The following is a 19,747-nucleotide window of genomic DNA, read 5'->3' on the forward strand; positions in this document are numbered from 1 at the left end:
CCGGCGTCCCAGGGGCGGGCGCCGGTCCCGCCCGATTGCCGCCTGCCGGGTCTGAGGAGGAAGGTATCAGGTTTGGATTGGCATTCATCGGTCTACGGAGCCAGGTCAGGCAGGTCGGAAGACTATAGCTTCCATGACGATGAAGACGATGATCTGGATGGGGTCTCCGCCTATGGCAGCCTCTCGGTGGTGCCTGATGGCCGCCTGCGCAGTCTGGGAGGGCGGGCCTACTTCCGCGCCCACGAGCTGATAGATTCCCACCGCCTGTATGCCCTGAAGGCCAGGGAGGAGGGTCCCGTCCTCACCCTTTCGGCCCGGGTCAGTTCCACATACGACCTGACGGACGACTACCAGGTGAGCGCCAGGGTGGACCAGGACCTGTCCGACCTGGTGGCCTCCTCCTGCACCTGCACCGCCTTTGGCAGGCGGGGGGCGATCTGCAAACACGTGATCGCCCTGATCATGGATTACAACGAGCACTTTGAAGATTTCTCCCAGGCGGGGGAGAGGTCCCTCAGGGCCGGGCATCCCCGCAGGACCTCCCGCCTCCTCCAGGCCTATATGCTCCATGAGGACACGGCCAGGCAGAGGCGGTTCCGCGACCGCCAACTGAACCTCCTCAAGGAGGTCGACAGCCGGTCAGGATCCCCACAGGCCGGGTCCCCCCTGGCCTCGGACCGTCACCTGCCGATAGGGAGCGTCACCCTGAGGCCTGCGATCGAAAGCAGGGGGAAGGACTGGCTGGTCCGCCTCCACGTCACCGTCCCCGCAAAGGGAATATCCTATGCGGTAAAGGATGTCAGGGCCCTGTTGAGGGCTGTCCAGAGCACGGAATTCGTCTCCTACGGCCGCCGCCTGGCCTTCGTCCACTCCCTCGACACTTTCGACGCCAGGGGCCAGGGCCTCCTGTCCGTCTTGGAACGGGCCCAGGCCATCCGCGACAGCCTCACCCAGGACGGCCAGCTGACCAGGGCCTACCGGGGCCGGCCGACCAACGGCGGCATGGTCCTGTCGGACGACGAGGTCACGCAGATCCTGGACCTCTTCGTCGACTCGGACCTGACCCTGGACTATACGCCGCCGGAGAGGTACTTCATTCAGACCATGGCGGCCAGGGTGGTGGGGGAGGACCCCGATCTGGGGCTGAAGGTAGAGGCGGAGGACCAGCCCGGCGGGTCGCACGGCTATCTGATCACCCATGGGTCCGATGTCGAATGCTTCATACAGGGTCAGGCCTCGTCCTATGCGGTCGTCCGCCCCATCGTCCCGGGGCCGGCCGGACAGTCACAGCCGGTGATTCATCGCTGCTCGAAGGCTTTCACCGCCAACCGGGAACTCATCGAGACCCTGTGCAGGGATGGGCAGGAGGGTGACCTCTTTCTCGATGCCAGGGATGAGGACCTCTTCGCCCGCACCGTGCTTCCCGTCCTGGCCCCCGCCTATGGGCAGGAGGGCGGTTCCGCCCCAACCCGGGGAATCCCCGCCGACCTCCCCGAGGGCCTGCGCGAGTTGAGACGCCTGCCCTGCCAGGTGGAGATCTACCTGGACCGGGATGCGGACGGAGTCGTCTGCGACCTCCAGGCCAGGTACGGCCAGGTCCGTTACCACCTGTTCGACCCTGCCGATCCGGACACGGTTCCCCTGCGTGACGGTGACACCGAGCGTCTGGCCCTCCAGGCCGTCCGCCACTACTTCCCCGGTCCTCAGGGGGGACCGGCCAGAATCCCCGAGTCCGATGACAAGGCCATATACACCCTGCTGACGGAGGGCCTGCCTGTCCTGAGGGGGCTGGGGGAGGTCTTTTCCACCCCGGCCTTCGACGGGCTGACTGTGGTCTCCCACACCAAGGTCAGGTTGGGGCTGTCGGTCAAGTCCGGTCTGGTGGAGATATCGCCGATCGCCGATGAGATAGACCCGGCCGAGGTGCCCGCCCTTCTGGCTGAATACCGGAAGCGCAAGCGTTTCCACAGGCTCTCTTCCGGGGCCTTTGTGGACCTGGCCTCGCTGGATACGGGCCGGATGGACGACCTGGCCGCCGACCTGTCGATCAAGCCCGCCGACCTGGTCGGCGGGGGGACCGCCGTGCCCCCCTACGCCGCCTACTACCTGGATGCCCAGGTGGACGATGCCGACAAGGACGAGGGTTTCCTCACTTACCTGGACGGTCTGAAGTCCGTGGACCCGGCCGCCTATCAGGTGCCGTCCGGCCTGACAGCCACCCTCCGCCCCTACCAGGTGGAGGGCTTCCGCTGGCTCAGTTCGGCCTGCGACCAAGGTTTCGGAGGAATCCTGGCCGATGAGATGGGCCTGGGGAAGACCGTCCAGATGCTCTCCTTCCTCCTGTCCAGGCAGGAGGAGGCCAGGCGGGTCGGCCCCGACCTCATCGTCTGCCCGGCGTCCCTTGTCTACAACTGGGCCGCGGAGAGCGGGAGGTTCGCCCCGGATCTCCGGGTGGGCCTGGTGGCGGGGCGCAAGGCCGACCGTCGGTCCCTCCTGGAGCATGCCGGTGATTACGACCTCCTCATCACCTCATACGACCTCCTGCGACGCGACGTGGACGACTATGCGGGGCTGACCACCTTCTGCATGGTCCTTGACGAGGCCCAGTACATCAAGAACCACGCGACCAAGGCCGCTCAGGCCGTTCGCAAGGTCCAGGCCCGGCACCGCTTCGCCCTGACGGGGACCCCCATCGAGAACCGCCTGGCCGAGTTGTGGAGCATCTTCGACTTCCTCATGCCCGGCCTGCTGGGCTCCTACGCCCACTTCCGCGACCGGTTCGAAATGCCCATACTCAGCGGGGATGAATCCGCCCAGGCCCGTCTGCAGGCCCTGGTCGGCCCCTTCATCCTGCGCAGGCTCAAGTCACAGGTTCTCAAAGACCTTCCGGAGAAGATAGAGAACGTCCTCACCGTTCCCTTGGAGGGGGAGCAGCGCAGACTTTATGCCGCCCTGGAGCAGAGGCTTCGCGGAAGCCTGAACAGGCAGAGGGACGTGGACTTTGAAACCGACAGGATCCAGGTGTTGGCCCAACTGACCAGGCTCCGCCAGGTCTGCTGCGACCCCCGTCTGGTCTATGAGGGCCAGGAGGCCCTGGCCGGTGCCAAGGGCCATGGTCCGCAGGTCTCGGCCAAGTTGGAGGCCATCGGCGACCTGGTTGAATCCTGTCGGGATGCCGGCCGCAAGATGCTCATCTTCTCCCAGTTCACCAGCTTCCTCGACCTCATCGCAGACCAGCTCAGGGGGCAGGGGGTGGCCTATGACATGATCACGGGGGCGACCTCCAAGAAGCGCCGCCTGGAGCTGGTCGACAGGTTCAACTCCGACGACACGCCCGTCTTCCTGATCTCCCTCAAGGCCGGCAACACGGGCCTGAACCTGACGGGGGCCTGCGTGGTGGTCCATGCTGACCCCTGGTGGAACGCCGCCGCCCAGGAGCAGGCCAACGACAGGGCCCACCGGATAGGGCAGACTCAGGACGTCAATGTCTATCAGATCGTGGCCAAGGACACCATCGAGGAACGCATACTCAACCTGCAGAAGGCCAAGACGGACCTGGCCTCCCGTTTCGTGGACTCTGCGGCCGTCACCGGGAGCAACCCGATCAGCCGGCTGAGCAGACAGGACCTTCTCAACCTCCTGGGGTGAAGGGGGAGTGAGGGGGCGGCGGCTTCACGTGCCCGGGCAGGCCCCCGAACGGCAGGGAGGCCGCCGGTCGACCCGGACGGCCTCCCTGCGCCGACCGCAACCCTCAGTAGCTGGTGGAGGTGGGGGTTTCGAAGCGGACGTTGATCCCCCTGCCGTGGTGGAGGAACATCTCCGCCCCATGGCGGTCCACATCGCGGTGGGTGAAAAGCATGCGGATGGCGAAGGCGGTCTGAACCTTGTCCGGCAGGTCCAGGAAGGCCTGGTGGGCGTCCCACCCGTCCGGGGCCACGGCATGATCGGGCACATAGGCGTAGCCGTAGCCGTCCTCATCCACATAACCCAGGAATGGAAGATCCCAGGCCTGGTGGTAGCTCAGCTGGCTCTTGTAGTCCTCGACCTGTTTGAGGTCGTCGTCGCTGATCCCGAAGCGCTTGGCCTCCTCGTTGGCCCTGGCGGTCTTGGCGGCGGCGTCCTTGGAAAACATGGACGGATCGACTGTGATTGTGTTCTCTTCTGTCATGGCAGACCTTCTTTGATATCTGACATCTTCGTTATGCGACCTCTGACGGTTGCAGGGCGGCCGTGGCCGGGAAGCACCGCGGCGGGCGGTGGCAGGTCCTCCGGGCGTTGACGGTCCGCGGCCGACCTGTCTGGAACTCGATTCCAACGTTAGCAAGAAAGAGTGGCCCATGCCCACATATGCACCCGGGACTTTCCGGAAAAATCCATGTCCCGCCCCTTCGCCGGCGGGCGGCAATACGGACGAGGGGCCGTCGGGCTTGAAGCTCCGGCGGCCCCTCTCACACAGGTGGGTCGGCGGGCAGGCCGTGGGACCATGGCCGCCGGTCCTGCCTCACTGGGCTATGAAACCTCCATCCACGACGAACTCGGATCCCATGGCGAACTTGGACTCGTCCGAACCCAGGTAGACGCAGATCTGGCCTATGTCTTCAGGCTCCCCGATGTGGCCCAGGGGGGTCAGCTTGCTCATCATGTCCTCGAGCGACTGGCTGATCATCGGGGTCTTGATGAATCCGGGATGGACGGAGTTGACCCTGACCTTGTACCCGTTCTTGGCGCTGTCAAGGGCCGCGGACTTGGTCAGGAGCCTGGTCCCGCCCTTGCTGGCGTTGTAAGCACCCGCCTTGCTCAGGCCGACGAAACCCTCGATGGAGGAGATGTTGATGATCGAACCCCCCTTGCCCTTCATGGCGCGCAGACCGTGCTTGGTGCCCAGGAAGGTCCCGTTGAGGTTGATGTCGATGATCCGCTTCCAGTCCTCGTACTTCTCCTCGTCCATGGGCACGCCCTTGTCGCCGATGCCCGCGTTGTTCACCACGATGTCCAGGTGGCCGTACTTTTCGGTGACGTGGTCGATGACCTGGATCCACTGCTCTTCATCGGTCACATCGTGCTTCATGAAGCAGGACCTGCCCTCATGCTCCGCCAGGAAATCCTTGGATTCCTGACTCTCTTTGATGTCGGTCAGGACCACCGTGGCGCCCTCGCGCACATAGCACCTGGCTATGCCCAGACCTATGCCTCCGGTTCCTCCGGTGATGATGGCGACCTTGCCGTCGAGACGACCGCTCATTTCGCAACTCCTTCGTCTTAATGTTCACCAATTGAACAATGCCATCATAACCGGGGCCTCTTCGGAAAGCCAAATTTCATCAGACAGGACTTCCGAGGTCGCAGGTCAGACGACCGGGGGGTCGGCCGCCTTCCCGGTCACTTCCGGCCGGCCAAGGTCCGCCTGCCAGACAGGAGGACACAGGAGGTCAGAAGCAACATGGCGGAGGCGAAGAGGATGAGAGCACAGGATGCGCCGGTCGCGGCCAGGTCGTGAACCCAAACAGGCCTTCCTGTGGCCTGTGATTCCTCTCCCCTTGCCCGCCTGCCGGCCCTGCCCCCTTGGCGGTCGTTCCGGTCAGTGGGTCGCGGGCTGACAGGGTCCGTCGGAATCACAGGCGTGCCATTCCCACCGGAATGCTCCTGGGCAGCCGAGTCGCCGGGTTGGTTGGGTTGGTTGGGTTGGTCGGGTTGGTCGGGTTGGTCGGGTTGGTCGGGCTGGACGGGTTTATCGGGGTTCTCTGGGTTCTCTGGGTTATTGGGGTTGTCGGGTTGGCCTGGCTGGTCGGTGCCGTCGCCGGCGGAACCAGCAGACTTGTGGACGTTGACGAATTCCATCCCCTTCCCGCCCGTGTAGACCGCGGATTGCAAGGCACCTTTGGCAGGCTGGTCAACCACGGCGATCCGGGTCCTGTGGACGCTCCTGTCGTAGGTGATGTCGCCATCAGAGCCGACAACCTGCCTGACCATGTAGGAATGGGTCCCTACCTGGCTGAAGGTCAGGGGGAAGGAGATGCCTCCCTGCGCATCGTTGGCGGCTGTTGCAAGGACCCTCCCGCCAGGGGCGTCGTCCACGAGCTCGAAGTGGAATTCGCCCTCTTCCAGATTCCCTCCTGTGAGGGTCACATGGGCCTTGATGGTGGCAGAGGCCGGTTCGGCCGTGTAGACATCCGTGAAGAGGATGCGGCCTGCATCCCGCCGGGTCACGGGGGCGACCCTTGTCGTGACGATCCTGGCCAGGCGGCTGAAATCGTCCTTTACCGTCAGGGTCACCAGGTATCGGCTGTCATCATAAGTCACTCCGGGTGCGGAACCCCTCTCCTGGCTCACGGTGTATTCGTATGTGCCCGGCTTGCCGAGATCCGCGGTATCAATCGGGATGTCCATGTCCCGATCGCTTCCGCCTGCCGGCTGCGTGAAGGCCACCCTGCCGGGGAATGCGGAGGCCGGCGCCCTCCCCATCGGTTCGGTCACCAGGTCGAATGAGTCCCAGTCGGCCCATGGGCGGCCGGCCAGCCGCGTGGTCGCGTGGAGGGGCTCGGGGGCCGTGACGGGCAGTTCGCCCTTCAACCCGTTGTCTTCGCCCGCGTCAATGTACTTGGGTGTCGACAACTCGTCGGCCGGCGGGAAGGAGAGGTCGATGTAGGCCGCCTTGAGCGCCCCGTCCCCTGTGATTGCATGGCTGTCCGAATCGTTGTTAGCACCGGCCTTCGGGTTCTTCCGCCTGGTCACGTTCAAGGCCGACCAGTCCGTGCCCCTTGCGGGTTCGAACTTGACCCGGTACCTGCCAGAGGGGATACCGTTCAACTGATAGAAGCCCTGAGAGTCGGTGACCGTCGTCAGGTCCGAACCGTCCACCAGGGACTTTACGGCCTGATTCCCGTCCTGTCTGATTAAGGTGACCCTGACGGCGGGGAGCCCGGGGTCGTCCGCATCTCTGATTCCGTCTCCCTTGCGGTCGTACCAGGCGGTCCCGTTGACGCTCCTGCCGACCACCAGGGCCAGTGCCTGGTCCTTGTTGTGGTCGTTGGCCCACTTGTTGACAAAGGTGTCTCCGGGCTGTGAGTCCTTGGGCCGTATGGTCGTGCGGAATTCATAGTAGGAACCCGACGGGAGGGAGTCGTTCGTATAAGCCCAGGCCACGATGGGTTTGCCGTCGATCAGCTCCGGGACCGAGACATCGCCGGTGGTTTGGTCGATGGTCGCCGGGGTCCACTTGGCCACATCCTGGCGTTTGATGATCCTGGCCGTCCTCCATGAGGCATCCGTGGTGAAGTAGATTTTCAGCCCGGACAGGCCCTGCTCGGCCGAACTGGTGGCCTTCAAGCCGGTGAAGGCATAGGTGCCGTGGTAGGACCCGGTCCTGTCTCCACCGGAATAGGGGAGGACATCCACCCCGTAGGGACCGCCCTCCTCCTTGTCGGACGAGGTGTTGCCCATGCGCGAGAGGAATTCAACGGGTGCGTGCAGCTCGTTGACGGGGTTGGCGGCGTAGGTCGACAGGAAGGATGCGTTCAGGTGTGATATGGAGAAGGAGGCGGTGTCGTAGGTCCCGTTGAAGGAACTGGGCTGTGCCATGTTCCGCCTGCTCTGCACCGTGGCCACGTTGGTGAACGATTGGTTGTTGACCAGGCCTGCATCGGTTCCCGAGCCGATTTTTGTGGAGTAGTGGATGACCACCTTGGAATCGCCGTCGGTCCTCACCCCTCGTATCGTCCAAGATAGGAGGGTCTGGCCCTGGTCGTTTTTCCTGATCTTCGTCTCTGTCAGGGGGGTGCCCCCGGTGACCGTGCCGTTGCCGGCCCGATCTTCGTCGTAGGTCCCTCCGAGAACGGCGCTTCCGGGCACGTAGGACAGGTTCGCGGGCAAGACATCGCTCACGTAAAGATCGCTGACGGCGCCCCCCAGGGAGGACACTCCTTTGACGGAGGAGGTCAGCCGCCAGTCGGCCACGCGCTGGTTCTGGTCGATGTCGAAGACCTTCCTCGGTTGGCCGTCAGGTCCCTTCTGCTCGATGCTCTTCGATATGGTCGCTTTCTCGCCCGTCAGGTAGAGGGAGTCGCCCAGGATATGGCCTCCGGAGTCTGTGCCGAGATAACCATGGACGGCATCGTAACGGGCCTTTTGGTAGCCGGACACGGAAGGCGAGAACTGAGGTTTCTCGGACTGCCAGAGTGCGAATGGGTCCTGCTTCTCGGCCCATTGCTCCCACTTCTCATCGGAGGACTTGACCGGATCCAGTCCGGCTGCGGCCGCCAGCTGGGTCCTGGAGAAGGCGTGGACCGTGGAGGTCAACTGGGCCACGGAACCTATGTTGGCTATGTCGTCCTTCGCGTTTACCTTGAATCCACCGAAACCGAAGCGGGCATCTTCGTCGGCCTTCTGGGAACTGGCAGCCGTACGTGCTCCCAGCAGTATGCCCACGATGGGTCCCTTCTTTTCGGCTTCGGCCTTGGTGTCGTAATACCGCAGGAAGGAGTCGCCGATATCGGCGTTGGACTGTTCCTGATCGCTGGACCAGGACCTCCCGTCTGCCTTGGTCACGTACTTCACCAGTGTCAGAGGGTCATGGGCTCCGAATTCGTCGGGCGTCTTCCCGTCCTGCCATATCCCGTTGCCCGACCACTGGGTCTGTCTGCCCTCCGTCTTGCCATAATTTGGCAGGTCGAGGTGGTCGGAATCGGGGATGTCTATGTATTGCGGGTCGACCTTGACAAGGGAGAGGCTGAGGAGGGGGAGTTCCGCCTGGGGGGTGTGGAAACCGTATCCGGCGAAGATCCTGACCTGGGTCCCGATCATGGTCGAATCGGTTCCGTGGAGGTTGTCGGGGGCGGTCCACCAACCGCAGTCCACCCCGTTGTCGAAGTAGTTGGGTGCGCTCAGGCAACTGTACTGGATCAGGTTGCTGATTCCTGCGCTGGAGCCGTCGCCCTGCACATACATGGAGTTGCTCCACTGATCGTCGTCAGTGGCAGTCTGGTTGGAGGCGTCTGCCGGTCCGGTGACCTCGCCCGCCTGCTGGTCCGAGGCGGATTTCACCACAAGGCCGCCGTCTTTGAAGGTGCTCTGCAGACTTATCCGGTCGTCGCCGTAGTGGTCGGTCACGGCCTGCTCCCGGCCCTTGTCGTCCTTGACGGTGGTCGGATTGAAGACGTACAGGTAACCGGTGGATATCTCGGCCACCTCCTGCCTGCCACAGTCGTTGGACATGAATACGGGGGAGCAGACGGCATTGTTCGCATGGGTGATCCCCAGCTTGGGAAAGGCGGTGCCATCCACCTTGTATCCGCTCAGGGTGAAGGTCAGTACAGTCCTGTCCTTGAGCCTGTCTTCCCTGACCTTGTACGTGCCGTTGCCGCTCACCCGGTCATGGCCGACGCGGCCCCCGTCGGAGCGGGCATAGTCGTAGTTGTAGAAATTGGGATACCACCCGTCCGACCCGTTCACGCTGGCATTGCCCTCTTTGTCCTGCTTCCTGGTGTCGCGGCCGCCGTTGCCGAAACCGCCGTCGATGGTGCCGATGTCCCAGAAGTAGGGTTGAAGGTCTTTCTCATAACCGAAGAAGGCGTTATGGGTGGCCTGCTTCCACCTATTCGAAACGACCAGCGAGAAGGTGATGTCTCCTGTCGGAGCTTCCAGGCCTTTCAGCCCCTTGCTCCTGTCCGGGGAGCGCATGTCGACGGCCCAGTTGATCTTGCTGATGGTGCCCTTGCGCTTGCCCAGGTCGTAGTTGGCATAGCCCTGCGCCCCCTCGGCGGCGAAGTCGAAGACGCGCTGTTCGCTTCCCTCGTTGCTGCCGGGGGTGATCCTGATGTTGATGTTGGGCTTTGCGGAGACGGTGACGGGCGGGGCGGACCCCGCCTCGGCCCGGTCATCATCATCCCTGTTGGGGTCTGTGGAGACCCAGGAGGCGGCCTCCGGCGAGAATTCAGTGCCGTTGGGGGCGCCGCCCACCTTGAGGACCAGGTTTATCTTGGAACCACCGGGCACCACGGTTGGAACGTTGTCGGTGGACCTGAGCAGGCGGTAGATGGTCAGGGTCTGGACCTCTTGGTCTCCCGTACCGGTCTTCTGGATTTTCGGGGCATACCCCAGGCTCTGGTCCGCCCAGTTCATCTGGCTCAGGTCGAAGGTGACCCTGTCGTCGGGCTGCCGGAGGACGAAACGGAATCCTATCCTGGCGTTGCGGAAGTATGTATGCCCCTTGACGGCCTCCGTCTGGAAGGAATACTCGTAGGTCACCCAGTCGAAGGAACGGACGATGTCGTTGGTGTCGTCCCTGTCGTCCCCGGGACCGTCGTCCTTGTCGAAGGGGGCGGTTCCAGTCCACCTGCGGGAGAGTTCCAATTCGCTTATCCGGGCCTGGCCCGGGCCGTCGGGCATGTCGCTGACGATGCTGGACCCGGTAGGAGCGGCCGCCCTCAACGGCAGGTCTTCCGCCTTGGACCCACCGGGCATCTGGGAGTCGGTCTTCCGCTTTTGGACGGCCGGTCTGTCCCCCCGGCCGCCTGAACTCCTGCCGGCGGAAAGGGTGTTCCCGCTGGACGCGGCCGTATCCACATCATCGATTACCGGGGCGGCCACGGCGCTTGCGCAGGTGGCAGCTGACAGTGAAATCGCGGTGACCGCGGTGAGCACAAGGCGTGTCAACCTGAACTTCATTTCATCCTCGTATTCCCATAGTCCGCCTATTCGGCCGGCTGCCGTTCCGTCATAGTCGAAAGACCCGGGGGGGGGTCCGCGATTCTCTCATGTCCGTACCGCATCGTGGACGGCGGCCGACAAGTTTGATTACATCATAATGTGGCCATGCCCGGGGGTGAATCATCGAAACGCTTCCCTGACTTCCCCTCCCCGCCCATAGGGGGTCTTCGCCCCATTGCGATCCTGATGCTTGCGGGTCGCATCGATTCCGTTCATTGCCGGGGGCCGTGAGTTCCTCCCCACCGATAGAGTTGTCCCCATGACCAGGGCACGATACCGGATGGACAGGTTGGCCACTTACGGCTTCTTCATTTTCATGGGCATAGGGACCACAGCCTGGCTCTCCCGCCTGCCCTCGGTCAAGCAGGCCCTGGGGCTCAAACCCTCCGCCCTGGCCCTGATGACCATCCTGGGGGGTTGCGGAGCCCTGGTGGCCATGCTCTTCTCGGGGGTGCTGACCAATTGGCTGGGGGTCAGGAAGTCCATGCTCCTGGCCGTGTCCACCTGGTGCCTGGGCATGTTCATAGCCTCCTATGCAGTGCATGTGGAATCGGTGCCCGGCGTGGTGGCCGGCCTCTTCTTCAACTCGGCCGGCATCAGCCTGTGGGGGACGGTCAACACCGTGGAGGCGGGGGCTGTGGAGCGGACCAGTGAGAAGTCCGTCATGTCGCGCTTCCATGCCTCCTACAGTCTGGGCATGTTCCTGGCCCTGGCCCTGGGCTCCTTCCTCTCCAGCCGGGGGGTGAGCGTGCCTGTCCACATCGCCTTCAACGCCCTGGCCACCCTCCTGCTGATCGTAGCCTGCATCATGATCTGCCCGACCCGGCCCCTGGGGGATGTGACCACAGGGGAGGCGGGGGAGGCCGGTCCGAAGACGGCGGCAGCGGGAGCCGACGGGCAGGCCCCCGTGGAGACCCCCTCGGCCTTCAGGAAGCAGCTGGCGGCCTGGGTGGAGCCCTTCGTCCTCATGCTGGCCCTGATCGACATAGCCCTTGAGGCCAGCGAGGGGGCGGTCAGCGACTGGGCCAGCATCGGCCTGGTCGAATCCTTCAAGGTGCCCGAGCACATGGCCAACCTGGCCCCGACCGTCTTCGCCGCCGCCATGATCGTCTCCCGCTTCATAGGACCGGCCGTGATCGACCGTCTGGGTCACGCCGTCGGTCTCTACCTGACCCTCCTGGTCTCGGCGCTGGGCATCGCCGTCTACTCCCTTTCGCCCAACCTGGCCGGCAGTCTGGTCGGCACGGCCCTGTGGGGTGTGGGGGCGGCCCTGGGCGTCCCCATCGTCACCACCCTGGCAACGGTCGACCCCTCCATGGCCGCCCAGCGGGCATCGGTCATCTCCACCGCCTACTACGGGGTCTCCTGGATCATCCCCCCCGCCATCGGCTTCCTCGGGGACCATATGGGGGTCAGGGCATCCGTCCTCCTCCTGTCGGTCATCCTGGTCCTGGTCACCGCCCTGGTCGGACCGGTCACCCGGGTTAAGACCCTGGCTGGAGGCCATCCTCGCGCCTGAAGGCGTAATCCGCGACACCCGGACCCTTCCGGTGCCGGACGAGGCTACAATTCCCAAGGAATCGAAAGGCAGGCCGCGTCCTGCCCGGCTGGCCTTCACAGGCCGGAGAGGTGGTTTGCCATGGTCTTGGAGCAGGAAGAGGGAATATCCGTACGCCCCGCAAGGTCTGATGATGCGGCCTTCATCAACGGACTGTGGAAGGGGGCCGACCGGGTGGACGTGTCGGAGACCAAGGCCCGCCTGGTCGCTCTGATCAAGGACCCCGGCGAAATCATCGCCGTGGCGGAGATGGATGATCGCCCTGTAGGCTTCGTGCATGCCGGGCGGACCAGGACCCTCTACGAGGACCTGGCCGTGAACCTGGTCGGCCTCTTCGTGGACGACGACCACCGCGGCAGGGGTGTGGGCCGTGTCCTCATGTCCGTGGTCGAGGCCTGGGGGCGGGCGATCGGCGCCCACGACGTCCGCTATGAGTGCGACCAGGACCAGGACCGGGCGGGAAGCTTCTGCCGGGACTTCGGATACAGGATCGCGTCGGCAAGGGACAGGTGCGTCAAGTCATTGGTCTAGCCGGTCCGCTCGCCGTCGGCCCGTCACCTGGTTGCCGTGCTTGTGGCAGGTTGCGGCCAGGGTGATTCGGACCCTCTCGTCAAACAGGTTCCCGCACCGGTGGCCGCCGACATGCCGATGGGTCTCAGCCCTCGTCGAACCCGTTGGGGTTCTTCGTCTGCCAGTTGAGGGAGGACTCGGCCATCTCGTCGATGCCGAGCTCTGCCTTCCAATCCAGGTCGCGGGCGGCCTTGGAGGCGTCCGAGTAGCAGGCGGCGATGTCGCCGGGCCTGCGGGGCTTGATCACGTAGGGGATGGGGCGGCCGGCGGCCCGCTCGTAGGCCTTGATGACCTCCAGCACGGAGTAGCCGTGGCCGGTGCCCAGGTTGTACACATGCACACCGGGCTCGGTGATGTGGTCTATGACGGCCACATGCCCCTTGGCCAGGTCCACCACATGGATGTAGTCGCGCACGCCGGTGCCGTCCGGGGTGTCATAGTCGTCCCCGAAGACCTGGACGGCATCCAGTTGGCCCAGGGCCACCTTGGCGATGTAGGGGGTCAGGTTGGCCGGGATCCCCTTGGGGTCCTCGCCCAGGAGGCCTGACTCGTGTGCGCCCACCGGGTTGAAGTAGCGCAGGATGACGATGGTCCAGGAGTCGTCGGCCACCTCGACGTCGCGCAGGATCTGCTCCTGGAAGAGCTTGGAGGTCCCGTAGGGGTTGGTGGTCCCGCCGGTCGGGGTCTCCTCGGTCAGTGGGAGCTCCTTGGGGGTTCCGTAGACGGTGGCCGAGGAGGAGAAGATCAGCTTCTTGACCTTGTGGGCCCTCATGGCCTTGAGGAGGACCAGGGTGCTGTTGAGGTTGTTGTCGTAGTATTCGATGGGCTTGGCCACGGATTCTCCCACGGCCTTGAGCCCGGCGAAGTGGATGACCCAGTCGATGGGGTTCTCGTCGAAGATCCGGTTCATCAGGGCCTCGTCCCGTACGTCGCCGTCGTAGCGCCTCAAGGTCCTGCCTGTTATCTTCTCCACCCTGTTCAGTGCTTCGGGGCGGGAATTGCCGTAGTTGTCGACCGTGACCACGTCGTAGCCCTTGTTCATCAGCTCGACATCGGTGTGGGTGCCGATGTAGCCGGCGCCCCCCGTGACCAGAATGGTAGTCATCTTTCCTCCTGTGATCGTGCTTCCCGTCTGCCCTGTCATGCCATGAGACGGGCTGGAATCAGCCCGTATGCCGGAAGCGGGGCCCGGGTTCCCAAGGGGCCCCTCCCTAAAGCCGCCCCCTGATTCCCCGGTCGGCAGGGCCGGGTGGTTCCTCAAACCAGGGTAGGGGCGGCCAAGTACATGGGCCCAGCGGCTCAGTCGGTCGGCTTGAAGCCCAGGGCTTCAAGGAAGGAGCGGGTGGACTCCTTGCGCTTGAATACGGCCGTGTTTTCGAGCATGCGCTCGCAGATGCCGCCCAATTCGTCTCTGATGGCCTCCTCCACCAGGGCGGGTTCCCGCCCTCCGGCCAGGCGGGCGGTCAGGTCCCCCCACTCCAGCGTGAAGTCCGATTCCTTCTGCGGGAGGGGGTCCCCTTGGATGAGGGCCTGCCTGATGTCAGCGAGCTGGCCGACCAGGCGGGCGGGAAGGATGAAGAGCCCCTGGGCCTCGATCAAGCCTATGGGTTCCTGCTTGATGGGGTAGTACTCGGGATGGATGTGGAAGATCCCGTCCGGGTAATCCGGGCTCACACCGTTGTTGCGGAAGATCAGGCTCATCTCATAGCCCCGTTCACTGGCGATCACCGTGGGCGACAGGGCCGATTGCTGGCCGTCCTCACCCCGGCAGATGATCCCCTGGTCCGGATCGTCGAAGGTGGCCCAACCCTGGCGGATTCGTTCGCTCAGGTCTACGATTTCCCGCCTGGAGTGGGAGACCACCCGTACGGCGGTTCCGGGCCAGTCAAGTATCTCGACCCTGGCTTCCGGGTGTCCTTCGGCCCTCATGGTCTGCCAGACACCGGCCCGGTGCATGGGCAGGATCTCACCTCCGCCCTGGTAGTGGTCGTGGGCCAGGACGGAGCCGCCGATGCGGGGAAGGGCCGCGTTGCACCCCAGGAAGTAGCCGGGGAAGCGGTCGACGAAGTCCAGGAGGTTGCTGAAGGTGGAACGGTCCACGTGCATGGGGGTGTGCTCCCGGTTCACGCAGATCCCGTGTTGGTTGAAATACCCATAGGGCGAGAACTGCCAAAACCAGCGCCGGCCGCCCAGGTCGACCGGGATGGTCCGCAGGGTGCGCTTGTCGCGCCCGGCGAACCCTTCGTTCTCGTGGCAGATAGTGCACTTGGGATAGCCGCCCGCCGTTCGGTTGCCGGCCGCCGCCCTGGTCATGTCCTTGAATTCCGGCTTGGCCATGTTGATGGTGATCACCAGGCCGTGGGAGGTGAACCGGGGATTCCTGTCCAGGGCCGCCTTCTTGATGTATGTGTCGTCGACGCAGTAGCCGTAGAACCAGTCCATGGCCGCCATGCCGCCCCGTTCCTTTTCGATCTGTGCGAAACGGTCCTGAATGGCCGAGGGTCTGAGGGTGAGAAGACCCATGACGGCATCTTCGCATTCCCCCCTCCTCCCGGCGTCAAGGAGACCGGCCTGCACGGCCAGGTCGCAGAATCCTGCGAGCAGGGTTTCGATATGTGCGCCCTGCCCCGGGCCGTCTTCATCCCCCTGTCCGGCGGGGTCCCCGGTCATGCCAGACCGCCCTGCGCCCTGCCCAGGGCCATGGCCGGGGCCGTCTGGGTAGGAGTCCAGGCCGAAGAGGGCGAAGATGCCGTTGCGGGCCCAGTCCTCATCCCTGGGGTCCAGATCCAGCCTGGTCCGCGCATGGTCCATCAGGCGGTCGATGGCCCGGTAGACGGCCCCCAGATCTTCGGCGGCGGTCAACGGTCCTCCCCCTGCACGATCCGGTCCACGATCCGGCCCATCCTTCCGTCGGCTGCCTCCATCTCCTGGACCAGCCTGATCTGCGTGCGGGTGCGCACAAGGTTATGCTCCGGATAGCTGGTGGCGAAGTAGGTGTCCCCCTCCAGATAGTCGGCCAGGAATCTCATTCCGCATTCCAGGGTCATCATCCTGGCGGAAAGGGGCATGAGGCTGGCCTCCTTCCCTGTCAGGGTGGGCCGGACGGCCCCGATGAACCCCTGGGCATAGGCACGGTAAAGGTCGATGTCGAAGTGGACCCGGTCCAGGTCTGGCTCGTCCTCAAGGGCCGTCGATGCACCGAAGCGGATGGAGTCGCCGAAGTCGAAGAGCATGGAACCGGGCATGACGGTATCCAGGTCGATGATGACCCTGGCCCTGCCGGTGTCGGCGTCCATGAGGATGTTGTTAAGCTTGGTGTCGTTGTGGGTGACCCGCAGGGGGAGGGACCCGTCGGCCAGACCTTCCATCAGGGTGCCGTACCTGCCTGCGCGGGCCATGTAGAAGTCGATTTCGCGGTGGCAGCCCCCCGCCCTTCCCGCCCTGTCCTCCTTGACGGCCCTGCGGAAGTCGCGGAAGCGTTTGGGGGTGTCGTGGAAGTGGGGGATTGTCTCGGTGAGCAGGGAGGCGTCGAAGGAGGCCAGGTGGTTCTGGAAGAGGCCGAAGGCTTCACCGGCATTGCGGAAGACCCCGGCATCGGGGACCGCATCGTAGGAGACGGTGTTCTCCACGAAGGAGTAGACGCGGTAGTCGCCGGAGGGGATGGTCTCGTAGAAGGCGCCGTCCTTGGTCCTGATGATGTCAAGGGTCTCCTGCCCCTGTGAGCGCAGGAAGCCGGTGACCAGCTCGACGTTGCGCATGAGTCGGGGTATGTCCGGGAAGATCTCGGAGTTCATCCTCTGCAGGATGTAGCGCCGTCTGCCGGTGGTGACCAGGTAGGTGAGGTTGATGTGCCCGCTGCCGTATGGTTCGATGGACCTGACATCCCCCTCAAGGAGGAAAAGGTCCGCCACCTCTCTCAAGGTGTCTTCGTCGACCGCCATGGATGCCTCTTTCCGCGTCGCTTTCCGATTCCGTCGGCCTTGCATGCCGTCCCTGCCCTCTGCCGGCCTTATGCCACCATTGTGGTCCGGGCCCCTCCCTGGCGGTGGGCGGACGCAGGCGACCCGGCCGGGACCGGTGCCATGGCAGGCTTCCTGCCGTTTGCGCCACTGCCCCCTGCTCCTTCACGAATCACCGCCACGCTGCTGTGCGGGTACCGGTCTCCAATATATCCGGGCCCGTGACGGACCGCCATCGTGACGGGCTGCCATCGTGACGGGCCGCAGTCAGGACACGGCCCCGGCCTCATGCACCGCATCCCCTGTCGGGTATGGCGGCCGCCATGTCGATTCCCTTGGCCTTGAGATTGATCAGGCATTCTCGGAGGTATCGGTCGTCATGTTCCGGGTAGATCGGTCTGGTGAGCGGTACGGGCACCGCTATCCCGTATGGTTCGCACCGTCCGCCCCTGTACAGGGGGTCATACCAGCGGGGGTCGGGGTGGTATCCCCGCCTCTTCATCTCGTCCATGACGACCAGGTGGAATTGATACAGCTTGTAAGGGGGGTGGCGGAACACATAATCGACGGTGGAGTGCCTGCGGCCCCACCCCAGTCCGCGCAGGGCGGCGATCTCCCTGTGCTGGCCGAGGAGCTGCCCGCGCGGGAGGAGGGGGATCAGATCCTGATGCCACAGGCGCATGATGAGGACACCTCCCGCCCTTCTGCTCGCGGTCCACGTATGGACCCCACCCTACGTCGTCGAAGGGGGCCCTGTTGGATTGCCGCAGGACGACATGCCCCGCAGCCGGGTGGTCGATGATTCCCGGTCACGGGGTCGGGCTTTGCCCCTATTCCTCGGTGTTCCCGTCCTCTACGCCAAGTCTGGTGAAGATGGCACGCCAGGAGTCCATGCTGGCCATGTCGTAGGAACGGTACTGATGGGAGAGGGTCTCCCAGTGTTTGAGGAGGGTGGAGGCCAGCCGCAGCCCCTCTTCCATGCCCTGGCGGAAGCGGCGCCTGTCCCTGCGGCACCAGGTCAGGCCGTTGCCGTCCGGGGTGGTCACCAGTGCGGAGCTGATGCCGGAGAAGGAGCTCCAGACCGTGCGGTCGGCCGGGATGGCCACCTCGGGCCGGGCATCCCTGGTGCCGTCGCGGCCGGGCAGGAGGAAGGAACCGACGGCCTTCACGCCTTCCAGGTTGTTGGCAGGTCCGGATGTGGGCCGCATCGAGGTGTCGAACTCGCGGGCGGGTTCGGGGAAGGCATCGGCCCGGGTGGCGGTGGCAGCGTCGTCGAATCCTTCTCTCGCCTTGCGGACCTGGGCCAGCTTGTCGGGCATGGACTCCACGATGTACCGCGGCCCCTTCATGATGTCCCTCAGGCCCATGTGCCTCAGGCACATGGCCGAATAGAAGAACTTCAACCCCACGTTCATGTCCCCGTAGAGCATCTGGAACAAATAACCCGGGCGGGGCTTGGGGTAATGGATCAGGGCCGAGATCCACCGGTTGCGCTGGAAGAAGTACTCCTCCCAGGTGCGGGCCGGGTCCTTGTCGTGCCAGGCCTGGTGCCAGACCGCCACACCGGGCAGGCAGACCGTGGGGAAGCCGTGTTCCGAGGCCCTCAGGGAAAACTCGGTGTCATCGAACTTGATGAAGAAGGGCATGGCCAGGCCGATGCTGCGCATGACGGCCGTTGGGATCAGACACATCCACCATCCGTTGAAATCGGTGTCGATCCTGCGATGGAGGCCGGGCGAGTCGCGCAGGGGGTTCAAGGCGAAGTCGTGGTTGTAGTCCAGCCCCTGGGAGGACCTCATCCAGGCGGTGTTGGGGTCCATCCTTTCGCCTTCGGTGTAGAGGACGGTGCGGTTGTCCAGGTGGAACATGCCGCCGCCGACGATGGTCGGCCTGACTGTGTAGTCGGCGAATTGCACCGCCCGCAGAATGGCTTCGGGCTCGCTGATGGCGTCATCGTCCAGGAGGAGGGTGTAGGCGCTCCTGGCGGCTTTCAGCGTCTCGTACATACCGCGGGAAAAGCCGCCGGAACCGCCGATGTTGGGTTGACGCAGGTAGGTCAGCTGGTCTCCCATCTCCCGGGACACCTGTGCGAAACCGGGCTGGTCGCGGACCAGGTCGGTCCCCTGGTCCACGCAGTAGACCGTGTCCAGACGGGCCCGAAGGGTGGGGTCGGCGCAGATGGTCTTGAGCTGGTCGAGGCAGTAACCGGCCCTGTTGAAGGTGGTGATGGCTATGGAGAGCGTGGTCTTCCCGGTGGCCTTGCGCTCGTCCTCCCGCACACTCCAGGCGGCATCGGATACGGTCAGGGGGCGGTCGGCGTCGGCCTCGGCGTCGAACCAGAAGTAACCACCGTCGAGCAGACCGGTCATTGGGATGGTCACGTCTACCGCGTCCACGCCGTCGGCGGAGCCCACCCTGATTCTTGTGACCGGCTTGTTGAGTCCGCGACCCGTCGACCTGAACAGTGTCACGAACCCCCTGCCCTCCGTCCTGGCCGTGAAACGGACCTCGCTGACCAGGGTCCACCGCTTCCAGTACGCGGCCGGGAAGGCGTTGAAGTAGGTGCAGGCGGAGATGTGCCTGCCGGGTTTGAGGGTGATGGAGGTGCGCGAGTCCACCGTGAAAAGGTCCACGCTGGATCCGGGGTGTTTGCGCACGCTCTCGTTGATCAGGCCCTCGAAGGTGGACTTGTTCATATGCCCGAAATGGAGCAGGCGCTTGTCGGTCCGACCGTCGATGACGGCGTCTGAGAGAACGGGGCGGGTCCACTCGATGGCGTACAGGGGCATGATCAGGTCCTGGTCCTGAATGGGGTAGACCACCCGGTTCACTTCCTGCCAGCCCTGGGGGTCGTCCGGTCGCTCTTGCTCGTTTTCGCTATGCATGGTCCCATTATATGGAAAGATCACGAAGTGGGCCGGGCATCAGGCCTCCTGGGTGGTTAGCCTGCGGGGCC

Annotated in this window: 11 protein-coding genes; 3 read left to right on the plus strand and 8 right to left on the minus strand. The window is 64.4% G+C overall.

Going from position 1 to position 19,747, the window contains the following annotated elements; genetic code table 11:
* Positions 1-72 precede the first annotated feature (72 nt).
* The gene (locus V6584_RS07060) at positions 73-3,648 is read left to right on the plus strand and encodes an SNF2-related protein (RefSeq protein ID WP_340469854.1); all 3,576 of its coding nucleotides are present in this window, start codon (positions 73-75) and stop codon (positions 3,646-3,648) included.
* 103 nt (positions 3,649-3,751) lie between these two features.
* Here V6584_RS07060 and V6584_RS07065 read toward each other — a convergent pair whose 3' ends face one another.
* The 3 genes from V6584_RS07065 to V6584_RS07075 all read right to left on the minus strand — a co-directional run bounded on the left by V6584_RS07065 (position 3,752) and on the right by V6584_RS07075 (position 10,662).
* A complete protein-coding gene (locus V6584_RS07065; protein WP_340469852.1) occupies positions 3,752-4,168 on the minus strand; it encodes a glycerophosphodiester phosphodiesterase in 417 nt (138 codons plus the stop codon).
* Between the two features lie 333 nt (positions 4,169-4,501).
* Positions 4,502-5,242: a glucose 1-dehydrogenase gene (locus V6584_RS07070; RefSeq protein ID WP_340469851.1), complete on the minus strand. Its 741-nt coding sequence runs from the start codon at positions 5,240-5,242 to the stop codon at positions 4,502-4,504.
* 137 nt (positions 5,243-5,379) lie between these two features.
* Positions 5,380-10,662 (minus strand): Spy0128 family protein, encoded by a 5,283-nt coding sequence (locus V6584_RS07075; RefSeq protein WP_340469850.1) that lies wholly within the window; start codon positions 10,660-10,662, stop codon positions 5,380-5,382.
* A gap of 301 nt (positions 10,663-10,963) precedes the next feature.
* Here V6584_RS07075 and V6584_RS07080 point away from each other — a divergent pair, with 301 nt between their 5' ends.
* Entirely contained in the window at positions 10,964-12,223 is a 1,260-nt protein-coding gene (locus V6584_RS07080) for an MFS transporter (protein WP_340469849.1), read from the plus strand.
* A 120-nt stretch (positions 12,224-12,343) separates the two neighbouring features.
* Positions 12,344-12,793 carry a GNAT family N-acetyltransferase gene (locus V6584_RS07085; protein WP_340469848.1) on the plus strand — a complete coding sequence of 150 codons (450 nt, stop codon included), beginning with the start codon at positions 12,344-12,346 and terminating at the stop codon, positions 12,791-12,793.
* Positions 12,794-12,917: 124 nt separating this feature from the next.
* On the opposite strand, the gene galE is transcribed toward V6584_RS07085, so the two are convergent.
* The 5 genes from galE to V6584_RS07110 all read right to left on the minus strand — a co-directional run bounded on the left by galE (position 12,918) and on the right by V6584_RS07110 (position 19,676).
* Entirely contained in the window at positions 12,918-13,937 is a 1,020-nt protein-coding gene (gene galE / locus V6584_RS07090) for a UDP-glucose 4-epimerase GalE (RefSeq protein WP_340469847.1), read from the minus strand.
* A gap of 194 nt (positions 13,938-14,131) precedes the next feature.
* Positions 14,132-15,643 (minus strand): galactose-1-phosphate uridylyltransferase, encoded by a 1,512-nt coding sequence (locus V6584_RS07095; protein WP_340469999.1) that lies wholly within the window; start codon positions 15,641-15,643, stop codon positions 14,132-14,134.
* Between the two features lie 47 nt (positions 15,644-15,690).
* The gene (locus V6584_RS07100) at positions 15,691-16,773 is read right to left on the minus strand and encodes a phosphotransferase enzyme family protein (protein ID WP_340469846.1); all 1,083 of its coding nucleotides are present in this window, start codon (positions 16,771-16,773) and stop codon (positions 15,691-15,693) included.
* A gap of 304 nt (positions 16,774-17,077) precedes the next feature.
* Positions 17,078-17,473: a TIGR02328 family protein gene (locus tag V6584_RS07105; RefSeq protein WP_340469845.1), complete on the minus strand. Its 396-nt coding sequence runs from the start codon at positions 17,471-17,473 to the stop codon at positions 17,078-17,080.
* A gap of 148 nt (positions 17,474-17,621) precedes the next feature.
* Positions 17,622-19,676 carry a glycosyltransferase gene (locus V6584_RS07110; RefSeq protein WP_340469843.1) on the minus strand — a complete coding sequence of 685 codons (2,055 nt, stop codon included), beginning with the start codon at positions 19,674-19,676 and terminating at the stop codon, positions 17,622-17,624.
* Positions 19,677-19,747 lie beyond the last annotated feature (71 nt).

The organism is Bifidobacterium favimelis, assembly GCF_037963085.1.
GTDB lineage: Bacteria > Actinomycetota > Actinomycetes > Actinomycetales > Bifidobacteriaceae > Bombiscardovia > Bombiscardovia favimelis.

What these genes read in the sequence shown, in the direction of transcription:
- V6584_RS07065 (WP_340469852.1), bottom strand. Translation starts at nt 4,168, where the DNA reads ATGACAGAAGAGAACACAATCACAGTCGATCCGTCCATGTTTTCCAAG.
- V6584_RS07070 (WP_340469851.1), bottom strand. Translation starts at nt 5,242, where the DNA reads ATGAGCGGTCGTCTCGACGGCAAGGTCGCCATCATCACCGGAGGAACC.
- V6584_RS07075 (WP_340469850.1), bottom strand. Translation starts at nt 10,662, where the DNA reads ATGAAGTTCAGGTTGACACGCCTTGTGCTCACCGCGGTCACCGCGATT.
- V6584_RS07080 (WP_340469849.1), top strand. Translation starts at nt 10,964, where the DNA reads ATGACCAGGGCACGATACCGGATGGACAGGTTGGCCACTTACGGCTTC.
- V6584_RS07085 (WP_340469848.1), top strand. Translation starts at nt 12,344, where the DNA reads ATGGTCTTGGAGCAGGAAGAGGGAATATCCGTACGCCCCGCAAGGTCT.
- galE (WP_340469847.1), bottom strand. Translation starts at nt 13,937, where the DNA reads ATGACTACCATTCTGGTCACGGGGGGCGCCGGCTACATCGGCACCCAC.
- V6584_RS07095 (WP_340469999.1), bottom strand. Translation starts at nt 15,643, where the DNA reads ATGGACCATGCGCGGACCAGGCTGGATCTGGACCCCAGGGATGAGGAC.
- V6584_RS07100 (WP_340469846.1), bottom strand. Translation starts at nt 16,773, where the DNA reads ATGGCGGTCGACGAAGACACCTTGAGAGAGGTGGCGGACCTTTTCCTC.
- V6584_RS07105 (WP_340469845.1), bottom strand. Translation starts at nt 17,473, where the DNA reads ATGCGCCTGTGGCATCAGGATCTGATCCCCCTCCTCCCGCGCGGGCAG.
- V6584_RS07110 (WP_340469843.1), bottom strand. Translation starts at nt 19,676, where the DNA reads ATGCATAGCGAAAACGAGCAAGAGCGACCGGACGACCCCCAGGGCTGG.